At 41.0% G+C, this 24,914-nt stretch carries 35 protein-coding genes and 4 pseudogenes; 8 read left to right on the forward strand and 31 right to left on the reverse strand.

Features of this window, described 5'->3' with window-relative positions; genetic code table 11:
• Window positions 1-54: 54 nt before the first annotated feature.
• The 3 genes and pseudogenes from G7083_RS14370 to G7083_RS14375 all read right to left on the reverse strand — a co-directional run bounded on the left by G7083_RS14370 (window position 55) and on the right by G7083_RS14375 (window position 1,382).
• A complete protein-coding gene (locus G7083_RS14370; protein ID WP_001893680.1) occupies window positions 55-906 on the reverse strand; it encodes a putative phage abortive infection protein in 852 nt (283 codons plus the stop codon).
• Between the two features lies 1 nt (window position 907).
• Window positions 908-1,051: pseudogene (locus tag G7083_RS15340) on the reverse strand (DUF3265 domain-containing protein); the annotation flags it as partial.
• A gap of 49 nt (window positions 1,052-1,100) precedes the next feature.
• A complete protein-coding gene (locus G7083_RS14375; RefSeq protein ID WP_001100053.1) occupies window positions 1,101-1,382 on the reverse strand; it encodes a hypothetical protein in 282 nt (93 codons plus the stop codon).
• A 355-nt stretch (window positions 1,383-1,737) separates the two neighbouring features.
• Here G7083_RS14375 and G7083_RS14380 point away from each other — a divergent pair, with 355 nt between their 5' ends.
• Window positions 1,738-2,196, forward strand: coding sequence for a hypothetical protein (locus G7083_RS14380; protein ID WP_166015481.1), 459 nt, complete (start codon window positions 1,738-1,740; stop codon window positions 2,194-2,196).
• A 113-nt stretch (window positions 2,197-2,309) separates the two neighbouring features.
• Here G7083_RS14380 and G7083_RS14385 read toward each other — a convergent pair whose 3' ends face one another.
• A complete protein-coding gene (locus G7083_RS14385; protein WP_166015482.1) occupies window positions 2,310-2,597 on the reverse strand; it encodes a hypothetical protein in 288 nt (95 codons plus the stop codon).
• A gap of 257 nt (window positions 2,598-2,854) precedes the next feature.
• Here G7083_RS14385 and G7083_RS14390 point away from each other — a divergent pair, with 257 nt between their 5' ends.
• The gene (locus tag G7083_RS14390; RefSeq protein ID WP_166015483.1) at window positions 2,855-4,030 is read left to right on the forward strand and encodes an ATP-binding protein; all 1,176 of its coding nucleotides are present in this window, start codon (window positions 2,855-2,857) and stop codon (window positions 4,028-4,030) included.
• 337 nt (window positions 4,031-4,367) lie between these two features.
• Here G7083_RS14390 and G7083_RS14395 read toward each other — a convergent pair whose 3' ends face one another.
• The 5 genes and pseudogenes from G7083_RS14395 to G7083_RS15345 all read right to left on the reverse strand — a co-directional run bounded on the left by G7083_RS14395 (window position 4,368) and on the right by G7083_RS15345 (window position 6,778).
• A complete protein-coding gene (locus G7083_RS14395) occupies window positions 4,368-4,586 on the reverse strand; it encodes a DUF3709 domain-containing protein (RefSeq protein ID WP_071180889.1) in 219 nt (72 codons plus the stop codon).
• A gap of 304 nt (window positions 4,587-4,890) precedes the next feature.
• Window positions 4,891-5,238, reverse strand: a complete 348-nt coding sequence (locus tag G7083_RS14400) for a DUF3024 domain-containing protein (protein ID WP_000885699.1) — start codon at window positions 5,236-5,238, stop codon at window positions 4,891-4,893.
• Window positions 5,239-5,356: 118 nt separating this feature from the next.
• Complete coding sequence (locus tag G7083_RS14410) at window positions 5,357-5,821, reverse strand: hypothetical protein (protein ID WP_240911967.1); 465 nt, start codon at window positions 5,819-5,821, stop codon at window positions 5,357-5,359.
• 140 nt (window positions 5,822-5,961) lie between these two features.
• The gene (locus tag G7083_RS14420; protein WP_166015484.1) at window positions 5,962-6,402 is read right to left on the reverse strand and encodes a trypco2 family protein; all 441 of its coding nucleotides are present in this window, start codon (window positions 6,400-6,402) and stop codon (window positions 5,962-5,964) included.
• Window positions 6,403-6,607: 205 nt separating this feature from the next.
• Window positions 6,608-6,778, reverse strand: a pseudogene (locus G7083_RS15345) (DUF645 family protein).
• 503 nt (window positions 6,779-7,281) lie between these two features.
• Between G7083_RS15345 and G7083_RS14435 the strand changes: the two are divergent.
• Window positions 7,282-7,740, forward strand: a complete 459-nt coding sequence (locus G7083_RS14435; RefSeq protein ID WP_166015485.1) for a hypothetical protein — start codon at window positions 7,282-7,284, stop codon at window positions 7,738-7,740.
• A gap of 113 nt (window positions 7,741-7,853) precedes the next feature.
• On the opposite strand, the gene G7083_RS14440 is transcribed toward G7083_RS14435, so the two are convergent.
• From G7083_RS14440 to G7083_RS14470, 7 genes and pseudogenes are all read right to left on the reverse strand, one after another.
• Window positions 7,854-8,141, reverse strand: coding sequence for a hypothetical protein (locus G7083_RS14440; protein ID WP_166015486.1), 288 nt, complete (start codon window positions 8,139-8,141; stop codon window positions 7,854-7,856).
• 151 nt (window positions 8,142-8,292) lie between these two features.
• Window positions 8,293-8,613: a DUF2845 domain-containing protein gene (locus G7083_RS14445; RefSeq protein ID WP_142550278.1), complete on the reverse strand. Its 321-nt coding sequence runs from the start codon at window positions 8,611-8,613 to the stop codon at window positions 8,293-8,295.
• A gap of 178 nt (window positions 8,614-8,791) precedes the next feature.
• Window positions 8,792-8,887 (reverse strand): DUF3265 domain-containing protein, encoded by a 96-nt coding sequence (locus G7083_RS15255; RefSeq protein ID WP_240911942.1) that lies wholly within the window; start codon window positions 8,885-8,887, stop codon window positions 8,792-8,794.
• A gap of 465 nt (window positions 8,888-9,352) precedes the next feature.
• Window positions 9,353-9,463, reverse strand: a pseudogene (locus G7083_RS14450) (DUF3265 domain-containing protein); the annotation flags it as partial.
• A complete protein-coding gene (locus tag G7083_RS15260; RefSeq protein ID WP_346776879.1) occupies window positions 9,459-10,055 on the reverse strand; it encodes a DUF2971 domain-containing protein in 597 nt (198 codons plus the stop codon). The gene G7083_RS15260 and the pseudogene G7083_RS14450, both read right to left, overlap by 5 nt.
• A 642-nt stretch (window positions 10,056-10,697) precedes the next feature.
• Entirely contained in the window at window positions 10,698-11,153 is a 456-nt protein-coding gene (locus G7083_RS14465; RefSeq protein WP_166015488.1) for a hypothetical protein, read from the reverse strand.
• 649 nt (window positions 11,154-11,802) lie between these two features.
• Window positions 11,803-11,901 (reverse strand): DUF645 family protein, encoded by a 99-nt coding sequence (locus G7083_RS14470; protein ID WP_138041722.1) that lies wholly within the window; start codon window positions 11,899-11,901, stop codon window positions 11,803-11,805.
• Between the two features lie 107 nt (window positions 11,902-12,008).
• Here G7083_RS14470 and G7083_RS14475 point away from each other — a divergent pair, with 107 nt between their 5' ends.
• From G7083_RS14475 to G7083_RS14485, 3 genes are read left to right on the forward strand one after another with little or no spacing between them, the layout of a single operon-like run.
• Window positions 12,009-12,329, forward strand: a complete 321-nt coding sequence (locus G7083_RS14475) for an IS66 family insertion sequence element accessory protein TnpB (RefSeq protein ID WP_166013944.1) — start codon at window positions 12,009-12,011, stop codon at window positions 12,327-12,329.
• A complete protein-coding gene (gene tnpB / locus G7083_RS14480; RefSeq protein WP_166013945.1) occupies window positions 12,326-12,679 on the forward strand; it encodes an IS66 family insertion sequence element accessory protein TnpB in 354 nt (117 codons plus the stop codon). The genes G7083_RS14475 and tnpB overlap by 4 nt, the downstream gene beginning before the upstream one ends.
• 59 nt (window positions 12,680-12,738) lie before the next feature.
• A complete protein-coding gene (locus tag G7083_RS14485; protein ID WP_166013947.1) occupies window positions 12,739-14,268 on the forward strand; it encodes an IS66 family transposase in 1,530 nt (509 codons plus the stop codon).
• A gap of 326 nt (window positions 14,269-14,594) precedes the next feature.
• Here G7083_RS14485 and G7083_RS14490 read toward each other — a convergent pair whose 3' ends face one another.
• From G7083_RS14490 to G7083_RS14555, 13 genes and pseudogenes are all read right to left on the reverse strand, one after another.
• Window positions 14,595-15,458, reverse strand: coding sequence for a DUF2971 domain-containing protein (locus tag G7083_RS14490; protein WP_206212131.1), 864 nt, complete (start codon window positions 15,456-15,458; stop codon window positions 14,595-14,597).
• A 148-nt stretch (window positions 15,459-15,606) separates the two neighbouring features.
• Entirely contained in the window at window positions 15,607-16,668 is a 1,062-nt protein-coding gene (locus G7083_RS14495; protein ID WP_142577356.1) for a YaaC family protein, read from the reverse strand.
• 148 nt (window positions 16,669-16,816) lie between these two features.
• Entirely contained in the window at window positions 16,817-17,350 is a 534-nt protein-coding gene (locus tag G7083_RS14505) for a GNAT family N-acetyltransferase (RefSeq protein ID WP_000118351.1), read from the reverse strand.
• On the reverse strand, window positions 17,347-17,616 hold the full coding sequence (locus tag G7083_RS14510) for a DUF1778 domain-containing protein (RefSeq protein ID WP_000179600.1): 270 nt from the start codon (window positions 17,614-17,616) through the stop codon (window positions 17,347-17,349). The genes G7083_RS14505 and G7083_RS14510 overlap by 4 nt, the downstream gene beginning before the upstream one ends.
• Window positions 17,617-17,838: 222 nt before the next feature.
• Entirely contained in the window at window positions 17,839-18,477 is a 639-nt protein-coding gene (locus tag G7083_RS14515) for a hypothetical protein (RefSeq protein ID WP_069217094.1), read from the reverse strand.
• Window positions 18,477-18,620, reverse strand: a pseudogene (locus G7083_RS15350) (DUF3265 domain-containing protein); the annotation flags it as partial. The pseudogene G7083_RS15350 and the gene G7083_RS14515, both read right to left, overlap by 1 nt.
• 49 nt (window positions 18,621-18,669) lie before the next feature.
• Window positions 18,670-18,951: a hypothetical protein gene (locus G7083_RS14520; protein ID WP_001100053.1), complete on the reverse strand. Its 282-nt coding sequence runs from the start codon at window positions 18,949-18,951 to the stop codon at window positions 18,670-18,672.
• A 155-nt stretch (window positions 18,952-19,106) separates the two neighbouring features.
• Complete coding sequence (locus G7083_RS14525; protein WP_166015490.1) at window positions 19,107-19,466, reverse strand: VOC family protein; 360 nt, start codon at window positions 19,464-19,466, stop codon at window positions 19,107-19,109.
• A 164-nt stretch (window positions 19,467-19,630) separates the two neighbouring features.
• Window positions 19,631-20,164 (reverse strand): hypothetical protein, encoded by a 534-nt coding sequence (locus tag G7083_RS14530; RefSeq protein ID WP_139283082.1) that lies wholly within the window; start codon window positions 20,162-20,164, stop codon window positions 19,631-19,633.
• Between the two features lie 271 nt (window positions 20,165-20,435).
• Window positions 20,436-20,696: an HNH endonuclease signature motif containing protein gene (locus G7083_RS14540; RefSeq protein ID WP_240911943.1), complete on the reverse strand. Its 261-nt coding sequence runs from the start codon at window positions 20,694-20,696 to the stop codon at window positions 20,436-20,438.
• A 554-nt stretch (window positions 20,697-21,250) separates the two neighbouring features.
• On the reverse strand, window positions 21,251-21,751 hold the full coding sequence (locus tag G7083_RS14545) for an NAD(P)H-dependent oxidoreductase (RefSeq protein WP_033929164.1): 501 nt from the start codon (window positions 21,749-21,751) through the stop codon (window positions 21,251-21,253).
• 147 nt (window positions 21,752-21,898) lie between these two features.
• On the reverse strand, window positions 21,899-22,414 hold the full coding sequence (locus G7083_RS14550; RefSeq protein ID WP_166015491.1) for a ClbS/DfsB family four-helix bundle protein: 516 nt from the start codon (window positions 22,412-22,414) through the stop codon (window positions 21,899-21,901).
• Window positions 22,415-22,550: 136 nt separating this feature from the next.
• A complete protein-coding gene (locus G7083_RS14555; RefSeq protein ID WP_166015492.1) occupies window positions 22,551-23,015 on the reverse strand; it encodes a GNAT family N-acetyltransferase in 465 nt (154 codons plus the stop codon).
• Between the two features lie 206 nt (window positions 23,016-23,221).
• Between G7083_RS14555 and G7083_RS14560 the strand changes: the two genes are divergently transcribed.
• Together G7083_RS14560 and G7083_RS14565 are read left to right on the forward strand one after the other, a co-directional pair.
• Entirely contained in the window at window positions 23,222-23,443 is a 222-nt protein-coding gene (locus G7083_RS14560) for a hypothetical protein (protein ID WP_166015493.1), read from the forward strand.
• Window positions 23,436-23,726, forward strand: a complete 291-nt coding sequence (locus G7083_RS14565; RefSeq protein ID WP_166015494.1) for a type II toxin-antitoxin system RelE/ParE family toxin — start codon at window positions 23,436-23,438, stop codon at window positions 23,724-23,726. The genes G7083_RS14560 and G7083_RS14565 overlap by 8 nt, the downstream gene beginning before the upstream one ends.
• Before the next feature lie 139 nt (window positions 23,727-23,865).
• On the opposite strand, the gene G7083_RS15285 is transcribed toward G7083_RS14565, so the two are convergent.
• Window positions 23,866-24,231: a hypothetical protein gene (locus G7083_RS15285; protein WP_240911944.1), complete on the reverse strand. Its 366-nt coding sequence runs from the start codon at window positions 24,229-24,231 to the stop codon at window positions 23,866-23,868.
• Between the two features lie 143 nt (window positions 24,232-24,374).
• Window positions 24,375-24,800: a hypothetical protein gene (locus tag G7083_RS14580; protein WP_142609470.1), complete on the reverse strand. Its 426-nt coding sequence runs from the start codon at window positions 24,798-24,800 to the stop codon at window positions 24,375-24,377.
• Between the last annotated feature and the right edge of the window lie 114 nt (window positions 24,801-24,914).

Genomic DNA, 24,914 nt, shown 5'->3' on the forward strand with positions numbered 1-24,914 from the left:
AAACCAGCGCATAGTAAAAATGCCGCGCGTTGGTTGTCCCTCTTGAAGCGTTTGTTATGTGTTTTGCTCGCACACTTCAATAAAAGATATATTTGTAGAACCATAAGCACTTTTTTCATACATTTTAATTTCATAATCTTCAATAGATGATAGTCGATGTAAATGCTCAAAGAAACTATATCTTTCAATTAAAAACTTGAACTTAGTATTACCTAATTCACTGATGCAATTGTAAAATAGCAAACCCAACTCATAATCAGACATTTGAGCTCGAAGTAAATTAGAATAGAACTTTTTGTCTTCTACTGTCGATCTATCAACATACTTTAAAATTTGATAGACATTACGAAAATAATGCCCAACTAAATGACCATATACCCGATGAAATTTTAGATAATGTCCATTTATATCATCACTAAAAATTTCATCATTACCGAATTGATGAGCATACTCATAGCTAGCACCTTGTTCGACAAATTTATCTTTGTATAAGACTCTAAAGACTTCTCGACCATGGCACAACTTTCTGTTGTTGAGATAACCTTCTTCAATCTGTAGCGATTGGACAATTTCATTGTGTAGTTGAAGCAATTGAAAAAATGTTGTCTCAAATACTTGCTTATTCATTGCTTTAGTTTGTAGTTCAAATTCTTCTTTTTGCCCTTTGATTTCGGCACGAGTTTCTCTGAGCTCTTGAGACTGAAGAAATATTGATGTAATAATCCCTGCGAACGCTAAACCAGAGAATAGTGTATTCAGAGAACCATAAGAGTCACCAAATAGCGCTCTGTTAGTAATTTCTGATACGTCATTGCTAAATAATAACTGCATCCAAGTAGGGTAGTAATACCATGCCATCACTACCGATAAAACAAGAATAATTATAGATATAACTGATTTTTTCATATTACCTCTGATGAAACACATAACGCCCGCCTAAGGGGATGGCAACGCACAAACCAGCTAAACGCACAGCAAATTCACCACAAATATCACCGCACACCAAAAATGCCGCGCGTTGACAGTCCCTCTTGAGGCGTTTGTTATATTTTCGTTCTCAGCACTAATGTGACCAAAAACTTAAAATTAAAGAAAAGCCATTAACAAACTGATACTTCTCGACTTTCTAAAACCGTAGCAGCATCGGCTCGCTCAATAATTTTCAACAATACCGATTGAATTGCTTCATCTTCACGAACATCTTTATTACTCGTAAATCTCTGAATTTGTGCTTCAGCGTTTTCTTCAGGAACAAAAGTGATGACTACTTCGGTAGCGAAATCTGTCGTTTTTCCGAAATATTCTAAAGATATTTGCGGATAACCTTTGAAACCTCTTTGTACTCGTTTCAATATGCGTTTTTTCGCTTTATCCACGTTCATCATGAATCCTTTTGATTGTTAAACTTAAAAAAATATAACGCCCAGCTAAGGGGCTGACAACACACAGCCACACTCAACATTAACAACCGTAATCACTGATGCTAACCGTACCGAAGATGCCACGTGTTGACAGTCCCACTTGAGCTGTTTGTTAGGTGCAGTGTCTAAGTTTTAGTGTGATTCTCACCGCACTACTATCCGATTTTCGTGATTCTCAGTCGTTTGCTCGACCAAAATCACAGTTGCATAATAGCTGTAAATCAACAACTTATGCACCATTAATCACACGATAAGCCTCACATATTGAAGTGAAGTTATAAGGATATAGAGATATATGATTATTGGAGTATAAACTATGACAGAATCAGCACATAATAAAACCAAACGTAAGCTCATAAATAACATCAAAGATATTAAGCCAACACATCAGACAGCGATATTTTATAACAACTTTGATGAAGCCTTTGAGTTCAATGATTTGATGCAGAAGATTAAAAAACCTGTCAGTGCTGCATTCAAAAGTATCACTATGATTTGGGTGCTGAGATTAAAAAATCAGTTCAATTATGGTGTAGTCGGTTACATTCAAATTCTCACCACTGCCGAACTTGATTTGAAATTGCTTAACAAAGTGCTCGCAAAATACACACGTGAGAACCAAGTTAGAACAGTACAACGTCCATTTGACCGAGAAAAATATACAGATACAGTATCAAAGCAAAAGCTTGCCAATTTAGCCGCCTATTTAAGCTCAGAAACAAGCCCAAGGCGATATGCCATAACTAACAAGCCACAAATTAATAAAAACGCTTAGAATTGATTACAGAGCGATTATTGACAGTTTATATCACCTCCGCGTGGAGATAATATATTGAATGAAAACACACATCAGACTTTTCCACTTCAACTCTATAAACTTTCACTATGTTAGTCAATTTCATGATAATCTAAAACTACGATTTTTCCATCACGATCACGGGTTAAAACTAATTTTTCAAAATCCTTGCATTGAAAAACTTTATGTTCCTTTCGTTCAACTTCACTTTTCAGCGCCTGGGCTAAATCTTCAATGCTGTTTAAACGTAATGCCAAAAGTCTCTTCTCTTCTGTTGTGTGCTTCCGCACCTCGGAAGCGATGCGCCCTTCATTGACTGCGCGCTGTGCACAACTATCCCCTATAGTTTTTTCTAGTTTGGCAAATAACCATTTAAGCATGTTTTTACTCCTTTTGTGAAGCAACCTAACGCCCGCCTAAGGGGCTGGCAACGCATTACCACTAAACTCAAACACAACCGCCATAACCACCGCGGCTCAATGGGACTGTAAACGCCACGCGTTGACAGTCCCTCTTGAGGCGTTTGTTAGTTTGTTCTACAAAGATACATTGTTCAAAAATCACTCTAAAGATTCTTGCATAAAGTTATTATAAAAGTTACATTTTAAACATAATATTCCAATAAAGGCATAATCTAATGGACCCAGTATTAAACCCATACAGCCCAGGAGCTGGAACACCACCTTATGAACTAGCCGGTCGTGATGATCTAAGAAGAGACTTATCAGTAACAATAGCGCGTATTATGAAAAATCGTTCCGCTAAAAGTCTGATGCTAGTCGGCCTAAGAGGTGTAGGCAAAACGGTTTTGCTTGAGCAAATGTCTCAAGATGCCGAGAAACAGCAGGCGCATATCATCTTCATTGAAGCACCGGAAAAGCGTTCATTACCATCATTAATTGCACCTAAATTACGATTAGCAATGTTGAAATTGAGCAATCTTGAGAAAGCAAAAAGTCAAGCTATAACAGCTTTGAGGGCTATTGCTGGATTTGCTAAAGGAATGAAATTTACATTCAATGATATCGAAGTTGGAATAGACTACGAACCCGAAACTGGCTTAGCTGACAATGGTGATCTTGAAGCCGATCTGACCGCATTGTTTATTGAGGTCGGTAAAGCGGCACAAGTGGCAGATACCGCCATTGTCTTGTTTATAGATGAACTTCAATATGTAGATTCAGATCAGTTTGCATCCCTAATTTCAGCTCTTCATCGTTGTTCACAACTTAAACTTCCGATCACGTTAGTTGGAGCAGGATTACCGCAATTGCGCGGGCTTGCAGGCAACTCGAAATCATATGCTGAACGTCTATTTAGCTACCCAGAAGTAGGACCATTACCTGAACAAGCTGCAATTGATGCAATTCAAAAGCCAGCTAAAAGTGAAGGCGTTGAATTTACAGATGAAGCCATTAAAGAGATCATAAGTAAGACACAGTGCTATGCATATTTTATTCAGGAATGGTGCAGTCACTCTTGGAATATCGCAGCTAAGAGTCCCATTACTAAAGATGATGTTATTGCTGCAACAGAGCTAACAATTGCCACACTTGATGAATCGTTTTTCCGAGTTCGATTTGATCGCCTGACTCCAAAAGAAAAAGGATACATGTTAGCCATGGCTCGGCTTGGAGCGGGTCCACACCGCTCAGGTGATATTGCTGAAAAGCTTAATAAAACAGTTAATCAGGTCGCCCCTATTAGACATGGCTTGATCGAGAAAGGTATGGTTTATGCGCCAAACCATGGTGATACTGCGTTCACTGTTCCCCTATTTGACGAGTTCATGCTTCGAATAATGATAGATTAACCTAAATAGCCCATTAGACTCTTAAATAGTGGGCTTTTTTTTATTTTTTCAAATTATAATTGAGCTAATCCATTTCGGATGAAACTAACGCCCGCCTAAGGGGCTGACAACGCATTACCACTCAACTCAAACACAACAGCCGTAACCACCGCGGCTCAATGGGACTGGAAACGCTACGCGTTGACAGTCCCTCTTGAGGCGTTTGTTATGCTTAAGCTTCAACACTTTACATTTGAATCCAGTCAAGAATAACCCACTGAAATCATTGACCAAACTTTAAATTTCCTTGAATTAGAACTGGCGCAACTTTTACCTATGAACAGACCCATGCAGGCTTTCATTTAGCAACTAGGCCAATGTTGAAACCCTCTCCGACAAACCAACTCACCACGCATAGGAAAAATAATTCAATGAGGCAATGACGCTGAAACTTAAAGCGACAGATACATTGCTGTTTCATTAGGCAGCGAAAAACAATGCTCAATTGCCGACAGACTTTCAGCCTATAAGTAAAGGCACCAAACTGCTCAAAGCGACTTGAAAGAGCAAAACTCACCTCGCGCAGACTCAACAACCCAATGAGGCAATAACTCAGAAGTTACAGCGCCAGAAACATTGCCGCTTCGTTAGACAGCGACGAACAATATTGAATTGCCGACAAAACTGAACGGAATGCCAAAGGAATCGAAAATCACAACCTGCTGATTTTTATGGATTAAGCATAACGCCCGCCTAAGGGGCTGGCAACGCATTACCACTAAACTCAAACACAACAACCGAAACCACCGCGGCTCAATGGGACTGGAAACGCCACGCGTTGACAGTCCCTCTTGAGGCGTTTGTTATGTACGTGGTTGAGATTATCCCCAGAAACAGCCATAAGCATCGTCTTGTAATATCTCAAAGAAAACCTCTAGAAATTTCACTTCAGGGATCGGTTCGTATGCATGCCATTTTAAATCTGATTTCATCCAGTAAATTTTCCATTCGTTCCGCGATTTGTAGTATTTGACTCTCGCTACTGGATGCTCAAGTTTTTCTGATGGGTCATCCCATCTGGGACGAATTTCGAAAATTTCGATTGCCTGCCCATCTAGACGATAGCCAATATCAAGTTGATCTCGAATTTCTACTGGTGGTCGGCAATTTTCGAGATACTTTTCCACTGCCTTTTCGTAACGCTTTTGTTCAATTTCTGAGAATGCCATATCTATTACCCCAAGAATTCAAATCCGAAGTTTACGACCAGCTCCATCTGCTGACTAGGATATTTTCAGAAAAAGTACATAACGCCGCGTTAAGGGGTGCAGGCACGCAATACAAAAGCTACCGCACAGTGCCGTAACCACCGAACTCAACGCAAACTGAAAATGCCACGCGTGCCAAATCCCACTTAAACGCCTTGTTATGTGACTTGGCCAAGTAGCTACTTGCTTGTTTTTCAAACAACATTTTAACCATTTGGTTATTCGTCTTCGCTACGGATACCCATTGCAAACCAGTTTCATCAATATGCTGGAACTCAACTTGTAACTCGTACTTTCTAACTGAAAACAACGCTGAAAACATGCCTATTGTTAGTGCAAGTGGTGCTGTAAGTAATCCAAATGACTCTGGACATATCATCCATACGACACTCGCAACAACTAAACCAATGCAGAAAATACGCAAAGCATGATCCTGAAAAGTGTTTGTTTTAACCCTTGCACCTTTAATTTTCGACAATGGATACTCGTCTTTTTTAAACGTGAAGATTGTGTTGCTTACATTAAAGTCTTCTTCATTAATCAAAATAACCTCCTGTCACATAACGCCCGGTTAAGGGGCAGCCAACGCCACTACTAACTTTCCGAATAACACCGTAATCACAAAAACCAACGCATAGTAAAAATGCCGCGCGTTGGCTGTCCCTCTTGAACCGTTTGTTATATTTATCTCTGAGATCTTGGTTTTATTGGTTTTATTGGTTTTATTGGTTTTTGTAATTTTACTGCACCACCATTACAGGTTGCGACACCTCTTTTGGGGTTGTTTTTTTCTATCTCATTTCGCTTTGTGCGTTGCTGAAGTTCTACTTTAGGCTTTTGAGGGTTGGTAACTCGTAAATTTGATTGCTTAGCGGCCTCACTTACTTCGAGGGTCTTATAAGGGGTCAACTTTAGTTTCACTCTATGCATTTGTGAGGCATTAGCCTCTGCTCCTAATTCAAATACAACAAATTTGCCTCCAGCCTTACCTTTAGCATTTAATCCGAAGCTTACCTCTAATTCCACCTCATCCATAATGAAGAAGGGGGAGTCACTTTTAGAGGCTTCAATTAGCTCCTTTTTAACATCATCAATAAACTCTTTAAGACTTATGTTTCCCTTCATTTGGTTCTCCTGCTCCGAATAAAATATAACGCCCGCCTAAGGGGCTGGCAACGCATTTCACTAAACTCAAACACAACAACCGTAACCACCGCGGCTCAATGGGACTGGAAACGCCACGCGTTGACAGTCCCTCTTGAGGCGTTTGTTAGTTTCGTAGCCTATTGTTTAGCAATAACTTTTTAAATAAATTTTTTTGAAAACTATTTTACGCAAATGCATCGAGCAAACACACGTCCAGAGCCAAAAGCTGTGAAGTGAGCTGCCAAACTTACAGCGCTCAAGGTTGAGTTGGCCACTTACCGAATTTCCGACAAAGAAAGTGCAATTTCAGCGACGATGCTGCCTTTTGCGCAACTAAGTTGGCAGTGTTGAACATCCAGCAACATTGAAGCATCGAGGTTTGATGGTTTTCTGCAACTTTGAAACTGCTGAACTTTCAACGCTTTCTACCAAATCAGCATCAAGCAAAACTCAAAAGCCCAACGTGCAGTTTAAATGCTAAAAGCTGATTTTTCAGAGCCTTGAGTTTGAATTTTTGATGGATTTTCCTGATAGAAACTAACGCCCAGCTAAGGGGCTGACAACACACAGCCACACTCAACATTAACAACCGTAATCACTGATGCTAACCGTACCGAAGATGCCACGTGTTGACAGTCCCACTTGAGCTGTTTGTTAGGTGCAGTGTCTAAGTTTTAGTGTGATTCTCACCGCACTACTATCCGATTTTCGTGATTCTCAGTCGTTTGCTCGACCAAAATCACAGTTGCATAATAGCTGTAAATCAACAACTTATGCACCATTAATCACACGATAAGCCTCACATATTGAAGTGAAGTTATAAGGATATAGAGATATATGATTATTGGAGTATAAACTATGACAGAATCAGCACATAATAAAACCAAACGTAAGCTCATAAATAACATCAAAGATATTAAGCCAACACATCAGATAGCGATATTTTATAACAACTTTGATGAAGCCATTGAATTCAATGATTTGATGCAGAAGATTAAAAAACCTGTCAGTGCTGCATTCAAAAGTATCACTATGATTTGGGTGCTGAGATTAAAAAATCAGTTCAATTATGGTGTAGTCGGTTACATTCAAATTCTCACCACTGCCGAACTTGATTTGAAATTGCTTAACAAAGTGCTCGCAAAATACACACGTGAGAACCAAGTTAGAACAGTACAACGTCCATTTGACCGAGAAAAATATACAGATACAGTATCAAAGCAAAAGCTTGCCAATTTAGCCGCCTATTTAAGCTCAGAAACAAGCCCAAGGCGATATGCCATAACTAACAAGCCACAAATTAATAAAAACGCTTAGAATTGATTACAGAGCGATTATTGACAGTTTATATCACCTCCGCGTGGAGATAATATATTGAATGAAAACACACATCAGACTTTTCCACTTCAACTCTATAAGCTTTCACTATGTTAATCAATTTCATGATAATCTAAAACTACGATTTTTCCATCACGATCACGGGTTAAAACTAATTTTTCAAAATCCTTGCATTGAAAAACTTTATGTTCCTTTCGTTTAATTTCACTTTTCAGTGCTTGGGCTAAATCTTCAATCATATCTAAATGTAATGCTAAAAGCTTTTTATCTTCTGTTGTGTACTTCTGCACCTCGGAAGCGATGCACCACTCATTAACCGCGCGCTGTGCACAACCATCCTCTATAGTTTTTTCTAGTTTGGCAAATAACCATTTAAGCATGTTTTTACTCCTTTTGTGAAGCAACCTAACGCCCGCCTAAGGGGCTGGCAACGCATTACACTAAACTCAAACACAACAACTGCAACCACCGCGGCTCATTGGGACTGGAAACGCTACGCGTTGACAGTCCCTCTTGAGGCGTTTGTTATGCCTATTTTTTATCCCAGCCCACAACAGATCCATTTTCGACAATAATTCTTAAGTTGTAGCGGTTTTTACCTGCTTTATCATATTTCCACGTTTCTTTAACTTTGGTCTTTAACACTTTCTGATCTATATCTAACGGCTTTCCAAGAGAATCTATTAGTTGCTCTTCTGTTTGGCCTTCCCAGATGGTTTTTTTCATCAACCTATCAACTAATTCAGCATTTCCATATTTAGCCATTAGTCTCTGCCGTTTTTTCTTATCGAGGTAACCACTTATGACAATAATCACAACAACAAACACTAAGAACCAAACTAGCAATTCCATAAATTCCTCTCTCAAGATTAGTTAGCATTACTTAGCCGACAGTGAAACCATCAACTATTACACACTATCGTACTGTATAATCACATTACACACTATGACACCATACACATAAAAAGGGACTAGAAGCCGACTAATAGGCATAACGCCCGCCTAAGGGGCTGGCAACGCACAAACCAACTTAACGCACGGCAAATTCACCACAAATATCACCGCACACTAAAAATGCCACGCGTTGACAGTCCCTCTTGAGGCGCTTGTTATGCTTAAACTTCAACGCCTTACGTTTAACTTTTTCAACGATAACTCAGCTGAAAAATCCGCGCCATGCTCAAAAGCTAACAACCCGAAATCGATCATTATTTGAGATGAATAATTCTGCGTTTTCCAAGCCAAACTCACCGCGAATTGGCTCAAGTTTCAAATGAGGCAATCGCACAAATCTTACAGCGCCAGCAGCATTGCTTTTTCATTAGACAGCGCAAAACAATGCTCAACTGCCGATGCGCTTTGGTGCCAATAAGCCAAAAAATCCCGAACACTTAAAGCGATTTTGAGCCAGCGATATTGGCCACAAACAAGCACAAAACCGAAATGAGGCAAGTGCTCAGCATTCAACACACCAAAACATTGCCTGTTCATTAGGCAGCGACGAACAATGTTAAATTGCCGACAAACCATCACGAAATGCCAAAGTAAACTTTCAACCATATGATTTAACTGGATTAAGCATAACGCCCAGTTAAGGGGTGAAGCACGCAATACCTATGTTACTGCATGGCACTTCAACACCGAAACCACCGCATACCAAAAATGCCACGCGTGCTGAATCCCTCTTGAACTGTTTGTTATATTTTTACGAACTCCAACCCAAACTTATCTTTGGCCTTCTCTGCTTGATACCACTGCAAGTGAGCCCACTCAGAACCGGAAAGTAATGTTTTTAGCGTAACTTTGTCACGTTGGTTCATACGTAAACCCAAAGCGATTGATCTAACAGACAAAGGATCAAACTTAAGAGCCCCACTTTCATGGCGAATAAGTCGAACCTCTTTCTCGTATCGCCAATTGATGTACTTTGTCACCATTATTGAACTTAAAATATCAGATGCTATTTGGTATTCATTGTTACCATTTGGAATTTTGTCGAAAAACTTAATTCGCTCAATTACACCTTTATATGGTAGCTCCGACTGATAGATTACATCTTCGAGGTGGAAGTGCTCACTATTTTCTCTTAAATGTTGCTCGTCAAATCCCAAACAAAAGCCTTTGTGCTCATCAGAATAATGTGACCACATTAATTGGTTTTTTCGTGTACGACTAAAAGAGCAGATCCCCGCGCGTTCAAGGTTTTCGGCTAGTGTCTTTTCCACAATCTTTTTTCTTGTATTGGCGAGATTGTGATGTCTCCATATTGCCTCCAAAAATTCAGGAAAAATCATTTGACACTCAAATGGGTCGTTTAATGTACTTGGTTTTGCAAACCATAATTCTCTATTTATTAAAAGTTCTATTGATGATTTATTGAACGCTCTATATTTGAATATTGATTTTGTTGATTTCACTGAAACTTCCTAAAAATATAACGCCCTGCTAAGGGGTGAGCAACGCACAAACCAGCTCACCGCAAACACCGTAATCACAAAAACCAACGCACACCAAAAATGCCGTGCGTTGCGAATCCCTCTTGAGCAGTTTGTTAACTGGCCAGTGCTGAAGGTTTCCACTGCACTTTTAGCGTATCAAAAAATCACCCTACTCTTCGCTTGGTGTCTTCAATTCTAGTGCTGGCTTTTTAACCATGAAAAATCCGCAAGCTTCACGCGTTGCTATCGTTGGCTGCTCCCAAGCTCCACACAAATCTTTGAGGTTGTTTTTGCTCGCTCAAAATGCCTGCATTGACCACAACGAAACATTCGTAAATTCCTTTTCTCAAATGTTGATAGATTTTCCGCTTTGCCAGTTAACGCCCGCCTAAGGGGCTGGCAACGCATTACCACAAAACTCAATCACAACAACCTTAACCACCGCGGTTCAATGGGACTGGAAACGCCGCGCGTTGACAGTCCCTCTTGAGGCGTTTGTTATAGCGCATTTTCTCGCGCTTGCATTACAGACATGACTTTTGCCAACACACTTGGAATACCAGTACCTTTGAGATATTCAACACTTGTTGGGTGACTGGTCGTTTCATCGAATCGTTCATGAAACGTGCTTTGTTTATCAATGATGACAGAAGGTAGTTCATAGCCATCAGCGTTAAACTGATCAGCTGTAATATCAATAATGTAACCTTGGCATACTAGCCATGCGTGAGTCTGGTTTGAGTTATCTCCTAACCCGTGTCCGCAAATATAGTCACTTTCTAGACCATGGTACTTCAATAAATATAAGCCAAGTAAATCAGTAGCATCTCCACAGCAGCCAGCAGGAAAGCCTGATGAAAAATAAAAGCTAGTCATACTATGAAAGTCAGCTTTCTTAAATCGAGCTAAAATCTCTCGAATTTGATAGATCTTTTTTTCGATATCTTTATTCAAACGAAACTCCAAAGTTCACCTGCGCTATAACGCCCGATTAAGCAGTGAGCAACGCCTAAACCAACTCAACGCATTACAACGTAAACACTCATGTTCAAGCATGACGCTAATGCTATGCGTTGCGAATCTGTCTTGAATCGATTGTTAGGTCACGACCAAATTCGTACAAGGTCTCTCGTTAATTATTGATTATCAAATGGAATTGAAGAAAAAGACAAAAATCGAAGCCGAAGTATTTGTCATAGCTCTACCTTGAGGTCTTGCGGGCGTCACTCTTCAATCGTGCCCCGATTAAGGTGCGCACGAAAGCGCCTCAAGGGTATCATAGAAATGACCAATATTCGTCCTTTTTGCCTTATTTCCTCTATATCTTATTTACTCTTCAATACTCACTCGACACCATCTTACATTGCTCATGTGATCCCGTCGTGACCTAACGCCCGCCTAAGGGGCTGGCAACGCATAACACTAAACTCAAACACAACAACCGTAACCACCGCGGCTCAATGGGACTGGAAACGCCGCGCGTTGACAGTCCCTCTTGAGGTGTTTGTTAGTTTCGTAGCCTATTGTTTAACCATAATTTTTTAAACAAATTTGCTTGAAAGTCATTTTACGCAAAAGCATCAAGCAAGCGCACGTCCAACGCCTAAAGCTGTGACGTTGGCAGCCAAAACTTAAAACGAGCAAGGTTAAGTTGACCACGGTTAAGAGTCCGCGACAAAGAAAGCCATATCACAGCGATGATTCAGCCTTTTATGAAACCAAGCTGACCGTAAACGCGTCATAAACCCCACATTCTAATCAATCTCGGTACGCCCTAAGATCAAACCTCAAACTACAAGGAGATCTGAAATGGCAAAGCGGCGTACCGACCAAGAATGGCAAACCCTGTTCGAGCAATACGAATCCAGTCAACTCTCTCAGCGTGTGTTCTGCGAGCGCCATGATCTGAGTCTTTCGACCTTCTACGCAAAGCGTCAACAATTGCATTGCTCTGGGCAATCTCAAGCAGGTGGCTTTATCAAAGCGGAAGTCGTTGAAAAAACGACACGCTACCAGATGACTCAAACACCGATTGCCAACATGACATTATTTATTAATGACGTTGAACTCAGCATCCCCCAGGGAACACCTGCCTCGTATCTGGCAGAGTTAATCGGAGCACTGTCATGAAACGAATGCTGAGTGCTCCGAATGTTTACCTGTATCGGGAGTTTGTGGATTTTAGAAAGTCCATCAATGGTCTGGCGGCGATTATTGAATCTGAAACCGACTTACCATTAGGAAGCGGTGCGCTGTTCCTGTTTATCAATAAACAACGCGACAAAATCAAAGTCTTGTATTGGGATAAAACGGGCTTCGCTCTGTGGTATAAAAGATTGGAAAAAGCCAAATTCAAATGGCCCACTCAAGAGAAAAAACAGGTATACACCCTGACTCAATTTGACTTAGACAGACTGTTATCGGGCTTCACGATAATCGGCCATAAACCGATAAAAATAGACAATATTACAATGAGTTAATCTCGATAAAAGTCAGTTACACCAAGCCTTAGAGTGGCGTTTTTAGTATAATAAATGCCATGAAAAAGACGCCCGATATTAACCCAGAAAGCCAAGACATCGCCGAGCTTCAAGCTATGGTGAAAGCGTTGATGTCGGAGAAAAAGGAGTGGCAACAAGAGCGCCAATCCTTAATTGAGCAATTTAAGCTCGCTCTTGACCGCCAGTTCGCCAAACGCTCAGAAGCGTTAAAACCTTATAATGAAGCACAGGGTGACCTCTTCAATGAAGCGGAATGCGAAGCCGCTAAAGCTGAAGAGGAAGTTGTCACGACAACGACGACCACAAAACGCCGTGGTAAACGTCAACCACTGCCTAAAGACTTACCGCGTGAAATCCTCGTACTTGACCTTGATGAGCATGATAAGCAATGTCCTTGCTGTCAGCACACTCTCCATAAAGTCGGTGAAGACCGCAGTGAAAAGCTGGAGTTCACGCCAGCGGTGTTAAAAGTGTTGGAGGTTGTCCGCCCTAAATACGCTTGTCGTCAGTGCGAACAAAAAGCAGAGACGAGCCGTATTCACCAACAGCCTGCTCCAAAGAGCATCATCCCCAAAAGCTTCGCCACTGAAAGCCTGCTTGCCAACATTATCCTCGGTAAATATCAGTATGCGCTACCGCTGTACCGCCAGGAAACCCTGTTCACCCAGTCGGGTATCGAGTTATCGAGAACCACGATGGCAAGATGGGTAATCCAGGTGAGTGAAAAGTTCAAACCGCTTTATCAAGCATTAAAAGCACACTTACTTGAGCAAGTGGCGGTTCATGCTGATGAGACACCGCTCAATGTGCTCAAGGAAGACAAGCAATGTTACATGTGGCTATACTGCTCGGGGGCTGACTCGCCCGAAGCTACACTCCCTGACATGAAAAACATCGTCTTGTTCGACTATCAAAACAGTCGTGCGAGAGCTTGTCCCGTGGGCTTCCTGGGCGACTACTCAGGTTATCTGCAAAGTGATGGCTACGGTGCTTATGACGGATTAACCAAAGTTACCAATGTCGGCTGCTTCGCTCACGCACGTCGTAAGTTCATGGATGCGAAGAAGCTTCAAGGCAAAGGAAAATCAGGTAAAGCGGATGTGGCGTTAGCAAAAATCCAAAAGCTGTATGCACTTGAATCCCGATTAAAACTCGCTTCGGTCGAAGAACGTTGGTCTGAGAGACAATCCAATGCTAAACCCATGCTAGATGACCTCTATGACTGGTTAACCACGCAAAAAGTCATCGAATCGAGTCCTCTTGGAAAAGCCATCAAGTACACCCTGGGTCAGTGGCCTAAGCTGATACGCTATGTTGAAGATGGGCATTTATCTATCGACAACAACCGAGCGGAACGCGCAATTAAGTCATTGGTTATTGGGAGAAAAAACTGGTTGTTCGCCAACAATCCCAATGGTGCAGATGCCAGTGCGTTACTATACAGCATCATCGAGACAGCAAAAGCTAACGGGCTAATACTCTACGATTACATGGTGAAATGTATGAAAGAGTTGGCAAAGTCAGAGCCTGATATCGACTCACTGCTTCCTTGGAACTTCTCACATTAAAACTCGAACGCCCCGTGGGATCATGGGGCGGATACAGCTGACCGTGTTGAACATCCGACAACATTGAAGTATCGAGGCTTGTTGGCTTTCAGCGACTTTGAAACTACTGAACTTTCAACGCTTTCTACCAAATCAGCATCAAGCCAAACTTAAAAGTCCAGTTGTGCAGTTTGAACGCCAAAAGCTGAATTTTCAGAACCTTGGGCGTAAATTTTTGATGATCTTTCCTGAGAGAAACTAACGCCGCATTAAGGTGTGAGCGGCGCTTGGCTATACTTGAGCGAAGCGAAACCGCCAAGCGTTGCGAATCACTCTTAAATGCTTTGTTATATTTTTTCAACTTCGAATTTAAGCCTATAATCTTGAGGATCAATCACTGCTCTAAATAACTTTAGGCTATCCATGTTGTTTTCTACTAATTTTGACTTTACATCACCAATAAATTTGGGGATAGATTTACAACCAAATGTAACTGATATGATAGCTTCTCTTGGCACTTTAAACATAGACATACATTCTGGAAGAGAATTTATACTCTCGTATTCAGCCTTGTCGACTTTATATAGTTGTTCTGTAAAACTAGTTAAATTCTCTTGTTTTACATAACCTCCGCTAACGACCATATCTTTGCATTTTTTGGGAATCAGAGTTTCATCCGCATTATCGATACTTACTAGTAACCGATGCTCTTTTTCATATGACCATTCGTCGGATTTATGAAAATAAGGTTCCAATAAACTCTCGCCTAGCTTATTAATCCTTTCCTTTCGGTATAGAACCCTGTTCACTTTCCCTATAATTTTACCTTTCTCACCCGCAAATTTTTTTGTAAAGAAGTCATGTGTTATATCAAATTCCACAACCATTCCTGAATGCTCACTTGCATAATGAGACCACATAAGCAAATTGTCTTTTGTTTCTGTTAGGCTAACAACCCCATATTCTCTATATAAGGAAATCCCTAGCTCAGACCATATAGAGCCTGGCCTTTGCCTACTAATAAATTGAATAATCTCCTCTCTTGTTTTGCCAAAACGATCATGGTTAAGGTGCAAGCATAGGTCTGCCCAAAAATCTGATGATGGTGTAGCCTCAAATGGATCATTCAGAGAAAATTTAGTAGATGCTCGAATTAAAAAGTTATCAAAGAACTCAGCTCTTGCTGGGAAAAATTTATACAACGACTTCATCCTCTAAACTCCAAAAAAAATATAACGCCCGCCTAAGGGGCTGGCAACGCACTACCACTAAACTCAAACACAACAACTGAAACCACCGCGGCTCAATGGGACTGGAAACGCCACGCGTTGACAGTCCCTCTTGAGGCGTTTGTTAAGTTTATATTGCCGCAAACGGGATAACACACTCTTTTTCTGTACAAAGCGATGTCATCTGGTACAAGAACTGCTTAGGGGAAAGACTAACAAACTCACTGATTAAAGGTCGTAACTGACTACCTAAGATGTCACTCATTTCACTAGGACGATACCTAGCAGCACTACCTAAATAAAACATCGCAAGTAATGTATATGCCAAATGAGGTAACTCGCCAGGTCTTAGGTCCACATAGTATCTATAACCTTGCTTTGTTAGGATCGGAACAATATCAAGCTTTCTGTAATCTTTAATTATGTTTTTATAAATGGTATGAATATTCTTAGCTGTATAAGACTTACGTTGTTTTGAACGATAAACATGATAGCCATCTCGAGGATATCCATCTCGAAAGTATTTTTTCCTCTCTTTTTTATTGAACTTGGAGGTTTCAACCTTGGCATCTTGCTCTTTTTGGTACAGTACTTCAGTAAATAATACATCTCTTGCAGCATTTACCTGAAACTCAATTTCAACAGGAAGTAACTTCCTTTTCTGAATGTGCCCAAGAGTTGTATAGATACTATGAATTTCAGGAATATGAGACAAAGCTTGCTGAAAGTTAACTTCATGAGAAGCATTGATCGGTTTACCTAAAGATTTACAGAACTCTTGAAAAATATTTACTGCTTGCTGCATTGTCCCTTTTACTTCAATAGTATGCGTTTTACCCATAGGTATGACCAAACCATGATGTTCATGTGTCGTTTCCAAAGGAACATCTTTTAAACTAAGGTAGCATTTAACCAAATCAAGCATCCCATAATATAGTAGAGTCCCTTTGGCAGGTAATTGTACACTGTCAGCAGCCTTAAAGAATTCTTCTGCCAAGCTAGCAAAATAAATTGATCGTTCAATCTTGATTCGATTTTGCCCTCGAGATTTTGCTAATCTACGTTGCAAGTTTGAGGCTAAGAATGACCAAGGATCGCTAGTTAGAACTTGTTGTTCACCGGCTTCCAACTCCACAAACGAATATCGAATTTTATTGTACTTAAATAAGGCTTTTTCACCCTGAGATACCACAGTATTCTCCTATAAACTTAACGCCCGCTTAAGGGGCAGCCAACGCCACTACTAACTTACCGTATAACACCGTAATCACAAAAACCAACGCATAGTAAAAATGCCGCGCGTTGGCTGTCCCTCTTGAAGCGTTTGTTATATTCGTAGCCTATTGATTAAAAAGTTGTTCTACCGTTTTCATCGGTAAGAACATACGAATACGCTCATTATGTTCGCACAATACTTCAAAGCCGAACTTCGTATAGAACGCTTGAGCGGAATCTGTCAGACAATCCACAACTATTGCGTATGCTCTCATGTGATGATTCACTTCCCACAAGTACTTCAGCGCACGGATTAGACTGACCTTTCCAAGTCCAGAACCGTGAAATTCTTTGTGCACAGCTAACTGAGCCAACAGAAAAACAGGGATTGGATACCTCGGTAGTTTCTTTGCTAATTGTGCCGGTAATGTTTCTCGGCTGATTGAGCTCGGTGCAACACTATAAAAGGCACAAATAGCGAATTTTTGATTTAACAGTGGGTGAGCACTAGGTAAAACCATTGTTCGGCTAATACCTGCTTGCATGTGCTTTGCAGCTTGAGTTTTGATAAATGTGTTTAGCTCTTGCTCACCACAGTCAAATGAGTCGCGGTCATGCTTTGATTTACTAAGTTCTACAAACTCTTTGCCCCAACTCACTTGATACCGCTCTTCTCTGTAAATTTAACAGCTTCAAGCAAAGCTTGATTCGGTGCTTTTACTTTATTACACGCAGCCATAAACTCGTCAAAAACACTGTCTTTAACCATAATACTTTCATGCTCCTCAATAACATGAGTCGCATCTTCGTCCATAAGTCTCACCACATATTCAGTGAGACTTTTTAAACCAAGTAAAGCCGATGCCTTTTCGGCTTTTGCCTTGATCTCTTCATCAAGGCGGATATCTAAACGTGCCGTTGCCATAACCCCTCCTGCGTACGGATACATTCCGTCAGTTGAGCGATTATAGGCCAAACTTAAAGCACATTCAATTCGTACGGAAAGTTTACGGGGCGAGGGAGAATATAACGCCCGCCTAAGGGGCTGGCAACGCCATTACACCAAACTCAAACACAACAACTGTAACCACCACGGCTCAATGGGACTGGAAACGCCACGCGTTGACAGTCCCTCTTGAGGCGTTTGTTATGCGTTTTTGAAATTTGCCTTATTTTGAACCTGTAATTCAGCAACTGGTTCAGCCCTTCTGTAGAGTGCAAGCAACATTTTTAACTGAACTAACTCATCACCTTTTGATAGCTGCTCGAGTGCTTTAACTTGTTTAGAATTTAGCTGGAAAGTTTCGTGTAGCTCAACAATTGAGCTTTTGACAAAAGTAATTTCTTCTCTCAATTGTTTTGCCTCTAACTCTTTGATCTTTAGTTGAGTTAGCTTTCGCTTTTGATATTGAGAATAAATTATGTGATATGTACTAGCCGCACTCGTAATTGCACCTGCAAGCGCACTAACGATAATGCCTATATCTTTGGCGACTTCAGTTAAAAGTGTAAGTTCAATATAGCCCGGTGAAGCATATTGAATCCGTTTAACTACAGGTTGATCCTCGTGACTCACAAATTTTCCAATGATGCTAAAAAAGCCAACAACACTGCCACCACCTAGCCATGGCATCCGCTCAAACTCTAAGTTAGAAAATTTACCCTCATCGATCGCTCGTAATGCATGGAAAAAGCCATAAAGTTGTTGATATTCTTTTGTGAGAATCGAAAAATCCTCTAACTTCCAACGTTCATCCAACAATATTGTTGATTGACCTTTATTCATCAATTATCTCCTAACGCATAACGCCCGCCTAAGGGGATGGCAACGCACAAACCAGCTAAACGCACAGCAAATTCACCACAAATATCACCGCACACCAAAAATGCCGCGCGTTGACAGTCCCTCTTGAGGCGTTTGTTATATTTTCGTTCTCAGCACTAATGTGACCAAAAACTTAAAATTAAAGAAAAACCATTAACAAACTGATACTTCTCGACTTTCTAAAACCGTAGCAGCATCGGCTCGCTCAATAATTTTCAACAATACCGATTGAATTGCTTCATCTTCACGAACATCTTTATTACTCGTAAATCTCTGAATTTGTGCTTCAGCGTTTTCTTCAGGAACAAAAGTGATGACTACTTCGGTAGCGAAATCTGTCGTTTTTCCGAAATATTCTAAAGATATTTGCGGATAACCTTTGAAACCTCTTTGTACTCGTTTCAATATGCGTTTTTTCGCTTTATCCACGTTCATCATGAATCCTTTTGATTGTTAAACTTAAAAAAATATAACGCCCGCCTAAGGGGCTGACAACGCATTACCACTAAACCCAAACACAACAACTGCAACCACTGCGGCTCAATGGGACTGGAAACGCCACGCGTTGACAGTCCCTCTTGAGGCGTTTGTTATGCGCGTGCTTCAGACCAAACAGCAAATTCATTACCACTTGGCTCTATAAAATGAAAACGACAACCACCAGGAAACTCAAAGATAGGACGGATGATATGACCGCCATTTTTCACGACTTTTTCTAAAGTGGCTTCAACGTCTGAACTGTAGAAAATTAATAATGCGCCACCATTTTCAGTCCGACTAGAAAGCTCAGCCTTGAAAAAACCACCGTCTAACCCTTCATTTGAAAATGCTGCATATTCAGGTCCATAGTCAACAAAGCTCCAGCCAAAAACCTTTGAAAAGAACGCTTTCGTTGACTCTAAGTCTTTCGCTGCAAATTCTACATAATTGAGTTTTCCATGCTGACTCATTGTTAACTCCTGTCAATTTTTCCAATTAGCGCATAACGCCCGCCTAAGGGGCTGACAACGCATTACCACTAAACTCAAACACAACAACCGTAACCACCGCGGCTCATTGGGACTGGAAACGCCGCGCGTTGACAGTCCCTCTTGAGGCGTTTGTTATGTGAATTCTACCAATGTTCGATGACTCTGATTAACTGTTCCTCTGCGGCCTTAAGCTTTTCTTTATCATCAGGCCAGATAACACCGCTGTCACGAAACCGATAACTTGTGACTAGTAAACTTTGCCGAATTCCTTGCAGTTCATTTTTATGAGCCGATGTTCTTGATAAGACAGCTAAGTTAACAAGTAGCCGTTCAAATAAACTATACAACTCATATTTCTTTTCCAGAGGTAGTGAGGTTGTCGCAGGTAAAACCTCAACACACAAGACAGCTAAAGCTTCTTGGCACTCTAGAAGTCGAACGATGCTTGACTGACCTTTTGATTGGACCTTCCACGCACTTAACGCGAGATAACCAACGTAAGCAGCGCACAACGTACCAAAACCTGCCAATATTGTCCCAATATCGACCAGCCATTGGAATGCGATTATTACGAACGAAGTAGAATCTGTCTGTTTTCCCATTAACCAGCCAAATGCTATTAAGCATAAGGCTGCCACTAATGACCCCGTGATCGTACTACTAAAACGATATTTCACTTCTGATTATTTTCTCCATTCACATAACGCCCGCCTAAGGGGCTGGCAACGCATTACCACTAAACTTAAACACAGCAACTGCAACCACCGCGGCTCAATGGGACTGGAAACGCCACGCGTTGACAGTCCCTCTTGAGGCGTTTGTTATGTGCGTTTTTAAGTAAACCACCTTTTAGCAATTACGAAAAATTGAACTAACCTTTTGCCAAAACTGATTTGCATGTTCTCTTCGAGATTGAATGTGCATTTTGGCACTTTCGATTCGAGCTTCTCATGTCTGGCCTTCGGGTAAATAAGTAGTCTTAGCGTTATTACAAATTTTGCAGGATAACGCTAAATTTTCTACAGAATTATCCCCGCCTTTAGATTTGGGAATAATGTGATCAAACTGTACAGAATCGAAAGCAATGCGATCATGAATGAGGTCAACGTTACAATATTCACATTTACCATTAGCTCTTACAAAAACAATCGCATTGGCATCAGAATAGCCTAAGCGCATCATTTCACTATGTAATTTTTGATTAATCATACTTCCCCATTCACAACTTAAAGCACATAACGCCCGATTAAGCAGTGAGCAACGCCTAAACCAACTCAACGCATTACAACGTAAACACTCATGTTCAAGCATGACGCTAATGCTATGCGTTGCGAATCTGTCTTGAATCGATTGTTAGGTCACGACCAAATTCGTACAAGGTCTCTCGTTAATTATTGATTATCAAATGGAATTGAAGAAAAAGACAAAAATCGAAGCCGAAGTATTTGTCATAGCTCTACCTTGAGGTCTTGCGGGCGTCACTCTTCAATCGTGCCCCGATTAAGGTGCGCACGAAAGCGCCTCAAGGGTATCATAGAAATGACCAATATTCGTCCTTTTTGCCTTATTTCCTCTATATCTTATTTGCTCTTCAATACTCACTCGACACCATCTTACATTGCTCATGTGATCCCGTCGTGACCTAACGCCCGCCTAAGGGGCTGGCAACGCATAACAACTAAACTCAAACACAACAACTGCAACCACCGCGGCTCAATGGGACTGGAAACGCCGCGCGTTGACAGTCCCTCTTGAGGCGTTTGTTATGTGACAATTTCCAACGCTTGTCTAGTTGTCTCTTTTAGTTTACTTAGGTCATCTTCAGATTGGACCGATACATACGTACAACCTTTGTAAACAAGCCCAAGATAGTCTGCTGTCAGTTGAAAAGGCTCTGAAAAGCAACTGGGACATGCTTTGTTAAAGCCCGTTGATATTACCGAAACTGACTTACCCTTTAAGCATCGACCGAGCTCTTTTTCGATTGTTAGTAAGTCTGAAAGACGATCGAAGAACACTTTTAGTTGCGCGGACATTGAATACCAATAAACGGGTGAGGCAAAAACCAGATGGTCAAACTCAACTAATTTATTGATTAAATGGATAAAGTCATCATTTCGATTCGTATGCTCATAATCGTAGAAGGAAATCGCATAGTCCGATAAATCGAATAGCGTTGTATCTGTGCTTGCTTGAAATACTTCAACCAATTTACGAGTATTTCCGTCAGATTTAGAAGTCCCTAAAACAACAGCAATTTTCATTGTGACTCCTTGTCACATAACGCCCGCCTAAGGGGCTGGCAACGCACAAACCAGCTTAACGCACAGCAAATTCACCACAAATATCACCGCATACCAAAAATGCCGCGCGTTGATAGTCCCTCTTGAGGCGTTTGTTATGTGAATTACCTACCGAAGCCTGTTGTTTTTGTTAAAGCGCCTAACTTTGGCTCGCATATTCTTCATTGGTGATGACGTGTTGAACTGGATCATTCGACCAAATGTCCATTGTTCATACCACGTCGCTTCATACAATTCTTCATTGCTTAAACTTGCGACTAACAAGATCAGCTTGTTTATTGTTGAGTCTAACTCCTTAAGTAAGTCCTCGTATTGCCAATCACGGTACTGATCGTGAAAACTGACCGCCAACGATCCAAGCTGATTCCATTTATAACCCGTGTCAGGAAAATCGACTGGCAAACCTTGTGATTTCAAACTGTGCCATTTCAAGACCAAGTTTCCCCAACCAATAAGATAAGCGACAGTGTCACAAACGCTAATTTGTGTTCCTTTTACGTTACCTTCAATTTCACACTTACGTGCCATTGATGCAGGAACACTCAGATAATCGTCCATAAGTTTCGGGAATATAGAATTTATAGCTGTGAGCAACTCATCTTTTGATTCTGGAACTGAAGACATTATTTTCCCCCATTCACATAACGCCCGGCTAAGGGGTTGACAACGCACCGCCGAACTTAAAAAACACACCGTAAACACTGAATTTCAATTTTGCACTAAAGCCGCCACGCGTTGACAATCCCTCTTGAGCCGTTTGTTATGAAGCAATTTCACACGCCATACTAACGAAGTTTTCATCACCACTATCTGTGATTTGATAGCCTAAACTACTATAAAAGCCTATGGCTGATTTGTTGCTTTTAAAACTAGATAATGTAATGAGATTTCTATTTGCTTCAGCCGCTAGTTGATGGATGTGATTGATAACCTTAAAACCCAATTTTTTCTTCTGATGATCTGGAAAGATGATCAACAAGTGGATATGAAATGCTTGATCGTACGGTTTGAAGCAAATAAGACCGACTCTTTGATTTCGATAAGTTACCCAATAATACCAGCTATGCTGATATTCAGTAGTTAAGCGATGATACTGGTATTCATCATCCCACCCATAAACGGACTCAACATGAAGTTTAAGAGCTTGCTTTGTCGCCGAAAATACATTGCAAAACTCTGATTCAGCTACTGGTTCCAGTACGATATTTTCATGTGGTTTAGTCATGATTGCCTCCTGCTTCATAACGCCCGCCTAAGGGGCTGACAACGCATTACACAAAACTCAAACACACCAACCGTAACCACCGCGGCTCAATGGGACTGGAAACGCCGCGCGTTGACAGTCCCTCTTGAGGCGTTTGTTATGATTCACCTTGCCACCTGTGTAGTGCATTGCTACAATGATGAAAACTTTAAATGAAGGAATACATTATGTCTACCGCTAGCATACGCCTTGACCAAAGCCTCGTCGATAAAGCAGCCATTATAGCTAAAGCATTGAATCGCACTACACCTAAACAAATCGAACATTGGGCTAAAATTGGAGAAATGATGGAAGATAATCCTGATTTGCCCTATGAATTCGTTCGACAAGCCATCATTGCTAAAGCTGAAAAAGAAGCCGGAAAACTTGAGGCATATCATTTTGGCTAATATCGTACAGGTTCTTCAAACTCCAACATTTAAGAAAACGGTTAAAAAGCTCCACCAAAACCAAAAAGTAGATCTCGACAATGCGGTGAAAGCTCTTATTGATAACCCTTTTTTAGGTGAGCAGAAAAAAGGTGATTTGTCCTTTCTTCGTGTTTATAAATTCAAAATGGTTAAGCAGCTCACTCTGCTTGGTTACAGCTATCAAGATGGCACAGTAACACTTGAGCTTATCGCACTGGGATCACATGAAAATTTTTACCGAGACATCAAGGTGTTTTACTAAATCTAGGTGAATCATAACGCCCGCTTAAGGGGCAGCCAACGCTACTACTAAATTTCCGCATAACACCGTAATCACAAAAACCAACGCATAATAAAAATGCTACGCGTTGGCTGTCCCTCTTGAAGCGTTTGTTAGTTGCTTACTGCTTAGTTTTGAATATATTCCCGACAATATCCATTGCATGTCTTGTATTAATTACACTTAACTGGCCTTCAGCCAACCTAGCTTGCACTTGGAGAAGCTCAGTTTGAGCCTCCATTTCGTCGGCTTGGCGCGCAATTTCATTTTTACTCATTAACAACGCCTCAGTGTTTAAATTAAGTTCTTTGCGTTGAAGCATATATCCGATTATTAGCCAAAGAAAAGCAATTGGGGCAGTAACACCAGCTAAAAAGTCCCCACACTCATTTAAAGACATTTCTAAAGCTTGATCCCACTTCAAATATACTAAGAATGCTACCAAAGTAGTCCAAACAATTGTTATTAAAATTCCGAGTTTTTCCATCTTTGCTTCCTTCCAACTAACGCCCGCCTAAGGGGCTGACAACGCATTACCACTAAACTCAAACACAACAACTGCAACCACCGCGGCTCAATGGGACTGGAAACGCCGCGCGTTGACAGTCCCTCTTGAGGCGTTTGTTAGCACTACATGATTGATACTACAGCCTTGTCCCACAGTTCATTTGCATTATCAACTCGGAAAAATACGTCTTCTACACCACCGCCTGAACCATGAGAAATTTCCCATTTTGACACTATTGGAGACATACCGAGTAATGCACCTCCATCTGCTACATATCGCTTGTTTTTATCATAAACACCATACGAGTAGGACAAACTAGGATGTGATGATTGACTTGCTAAATCACGGGTTGGAACAACTGACACCATCAATGTATGACTACCACCACACTCGGAGTGAGCACATGGGAAAGTGACTTTAAAATCTGGCTTCCAGTTATCAATAGCAACAGGGTTATACCACCATTGCCAACCCGCCAAATCAAAAAAAGAAGCCCAAATAGCTTCTAGTTCAGTATCGAATTCCAAACCATTATAAATCGTTGTCATATGAACTCCTAAATTAACCTTGTAGTGCTAACGCCCAATTAAGGTGTGAGGCACGCAATACCGAAGCTACCGCATACCGCCTTAATCACTAAAACTGACGCATAGCAAAAATAC

The sequence above is a fragment of the Vibrio sp. HDW18 genome, assembly GCF_011306175.1.
GTDB classification, from domain to species: domain Bacteria; phylum Pseudomonadota; class Gammaproteobacteria; order Enterobacterales; family Vibrionaceae; genus Vibrio; species Vibrio chanodichtyis.

Excerpts from the sequence above, each read along its gene's own strand:
- G7083_RS14435 (WP_166015485.1), top strand. The coding sequence starts at position 7,282 with ATGACAGAATCAGCACATAATAAAACCAAACGTAAGCTCATAAATAAC.
- G7083_RS14380 (WP_166015481.1), top strand. The coding sequence starts at position 1,738 with ATGACAGAATCAGCACATAATAAAACCAAACGTAAGCTCATAAATAAC.
- G7083_RS14390 (WP_166015483.1), top strand. The coding sequence starts at position 2,855 with ATGGACCCAGTATTAAACCCATACAGCCCAGGAGCTGGAACACCACCT.
- G7083_RS15285 (WP_240911944.1), bottom strand. The coding sequence starts at position 24,231 with ATGGAAAAACTCGGAATTTTAATAACAATTGTTTGGACTACTTTGGTA.
- G7083_RS14580 (WP_142609470.1), bottom strand. The coding sequence starts at position 24,800 with ATGACAACGATTTATAATGGTTTGGAATTCGATACTGAACTAGAAGCT.
- tnpB (WP_166013945.1), top strand. The coding sequence starts at position 12,326 with ATGAAACGAATGCTGAGTGCTCCGAATGTTTACCTGTATCGGGAGTTT.
- G7083_RS14420 (WP_166015484.1), bottom strand. The coding sequence starts at position 6,402 with ATGAAGGGAAACATAAGTCTTAAAGAGTTTATTGATGATGTTAAAAAG.
- G7083_RS14545 (WP_033929164.1), bottom strand. The coding sequence starts at position 21,751 with ATGAAAATTGCTGTTGTTTTAGGGACTTCTAAATCTGACGGAAATACT.
- G7083_RS14490 (WP_206212131.1), bottom strand. The coding sequence starts at position 15,458 with ATGAAGTCGTTGTATAAATTTTTCCCAGCAAGAGCTGAGTTCTTTGAT.
- G7083_RS14475 (WP_166013944.1), top strand. The coding sequence starts at position 12,009 with ATGGCAAAGCGGCGTACCGACCAAGAATGGCAAACCCTGTTCGAGCAA.
- G7083_RS14560 (WP_166015493.1), top strand. The coding sequence starts at position 23,222 with ATGTCTACCGCTAGCATACGCCTTGACCAAAGCCTCGTCGATAAAGCA.
- G7083_RS14375 (WP_001100053.1), bottom strand. The coding sequence starts at position 1,382 with ATGAACGTGGATAAAGCGAAAAAACGCATATTGAAACGAGTACAAAGA.
- G7083_RS14385 (WP_166015482.1), bottom strand. The coding sequence starts at position 2,597 with ATGCTTAAATGGTTATTTGCCAAACTAGAAAAAACTATAGGGGATAGT.
- G7083_RS14515 (WP_069217094.1), bottom strand. The coding sequence starts at position 18,477 with ATGAATAAAGGTCAATCAACAATATTGTTGGATGAACGTTGGAAGTTA.
- G7083_RS14485 (WP_166013947.1), top strand. The coding sequence starts at position 12,739 with ATGAAAAAGACGCCCGATATTAACCCAGAAAGCCAAGACATCGCCGAG.
- G7083_RS14555 (WP_166015492.1), bottom strand. The coding sequence starts at position 23,015 with ATGACTAAACCACATGAAAATATCGTACTGGAACCAGTAGCTGAATCA.
- G7083_RS14520 (WP_001100053.1), bottom strand. The coding sequence starts at position 18,951 with ATGAACGTGGATAAAGCGAAAAAACGCATATTGAAACGAGTACAAAGA.
- G7083_RS14550 (WP_166015491.1), bottom strand. The coding sequence starts at position 22,414 with ATGTCTTCAGTTCCAGAATCAAAAGATGAGTTGCTCACAGCTATAAAT.
- G7083_RS14370 (WP_001893680.1), bottom strand. The coding sequence starts at position 906 with ATGAAAAAATCAGTTATATCTATAATTATTCTTGTTTTATCGGTAGTG.
- G7083_RS14440 (WP_166015486.1), bottom strand. The coding sequence starts at position 8,141 with ATGCTTAAATGGTTATTTGCCAAACTAGAAAAAACTATAGAGGATGGT.
- G7083_RS14400 (WP_000885699.1), bottom strand. The coding sequence starts at position 5,238 with ATGGCATTCTCAGAAATTGAACAAAAGCGTTACGAAAAGGCAGTGGAA.
- G7083_RS14510 (WP_000179600.1), bottom strand. The coding sequence starts at position 17,616 with ATGGCAACGGCACGTTTAGATATCCGCCTTGATGAAGAGATCAAGGCA.
- G7083_RS14525 (WP_166015490.1), bottom strand. The coding sequence starts at position 19,466 with ATGAGTCAGCATGGAAAACTCAATTATGTAGAATTTGCAGCGAAAGAC.
- G7083_RS14540 (WP_240911943.1), bottom strand. The coding sequence starts at position 20,696 with ATGATTAATCAAAAATTACATAGTGAAATGATGCGCTTAGGCTATTCT.
- G7083_RS15260 (WP_346776879.1), bottom strand. The coding sequence starts at position 10,055 with ATGATTTTTCCTGAATTTTTGGAGGCAATATGGAGACATCACAATCTC.
- G7083_RS14445 (WP_142550278.1), bottom strand. The coding sequence starts at position 8,613 with ATGGAATTGCTAGTTTGGTTCTTAGTGTTTGTTGTTGTGATTATTGTC.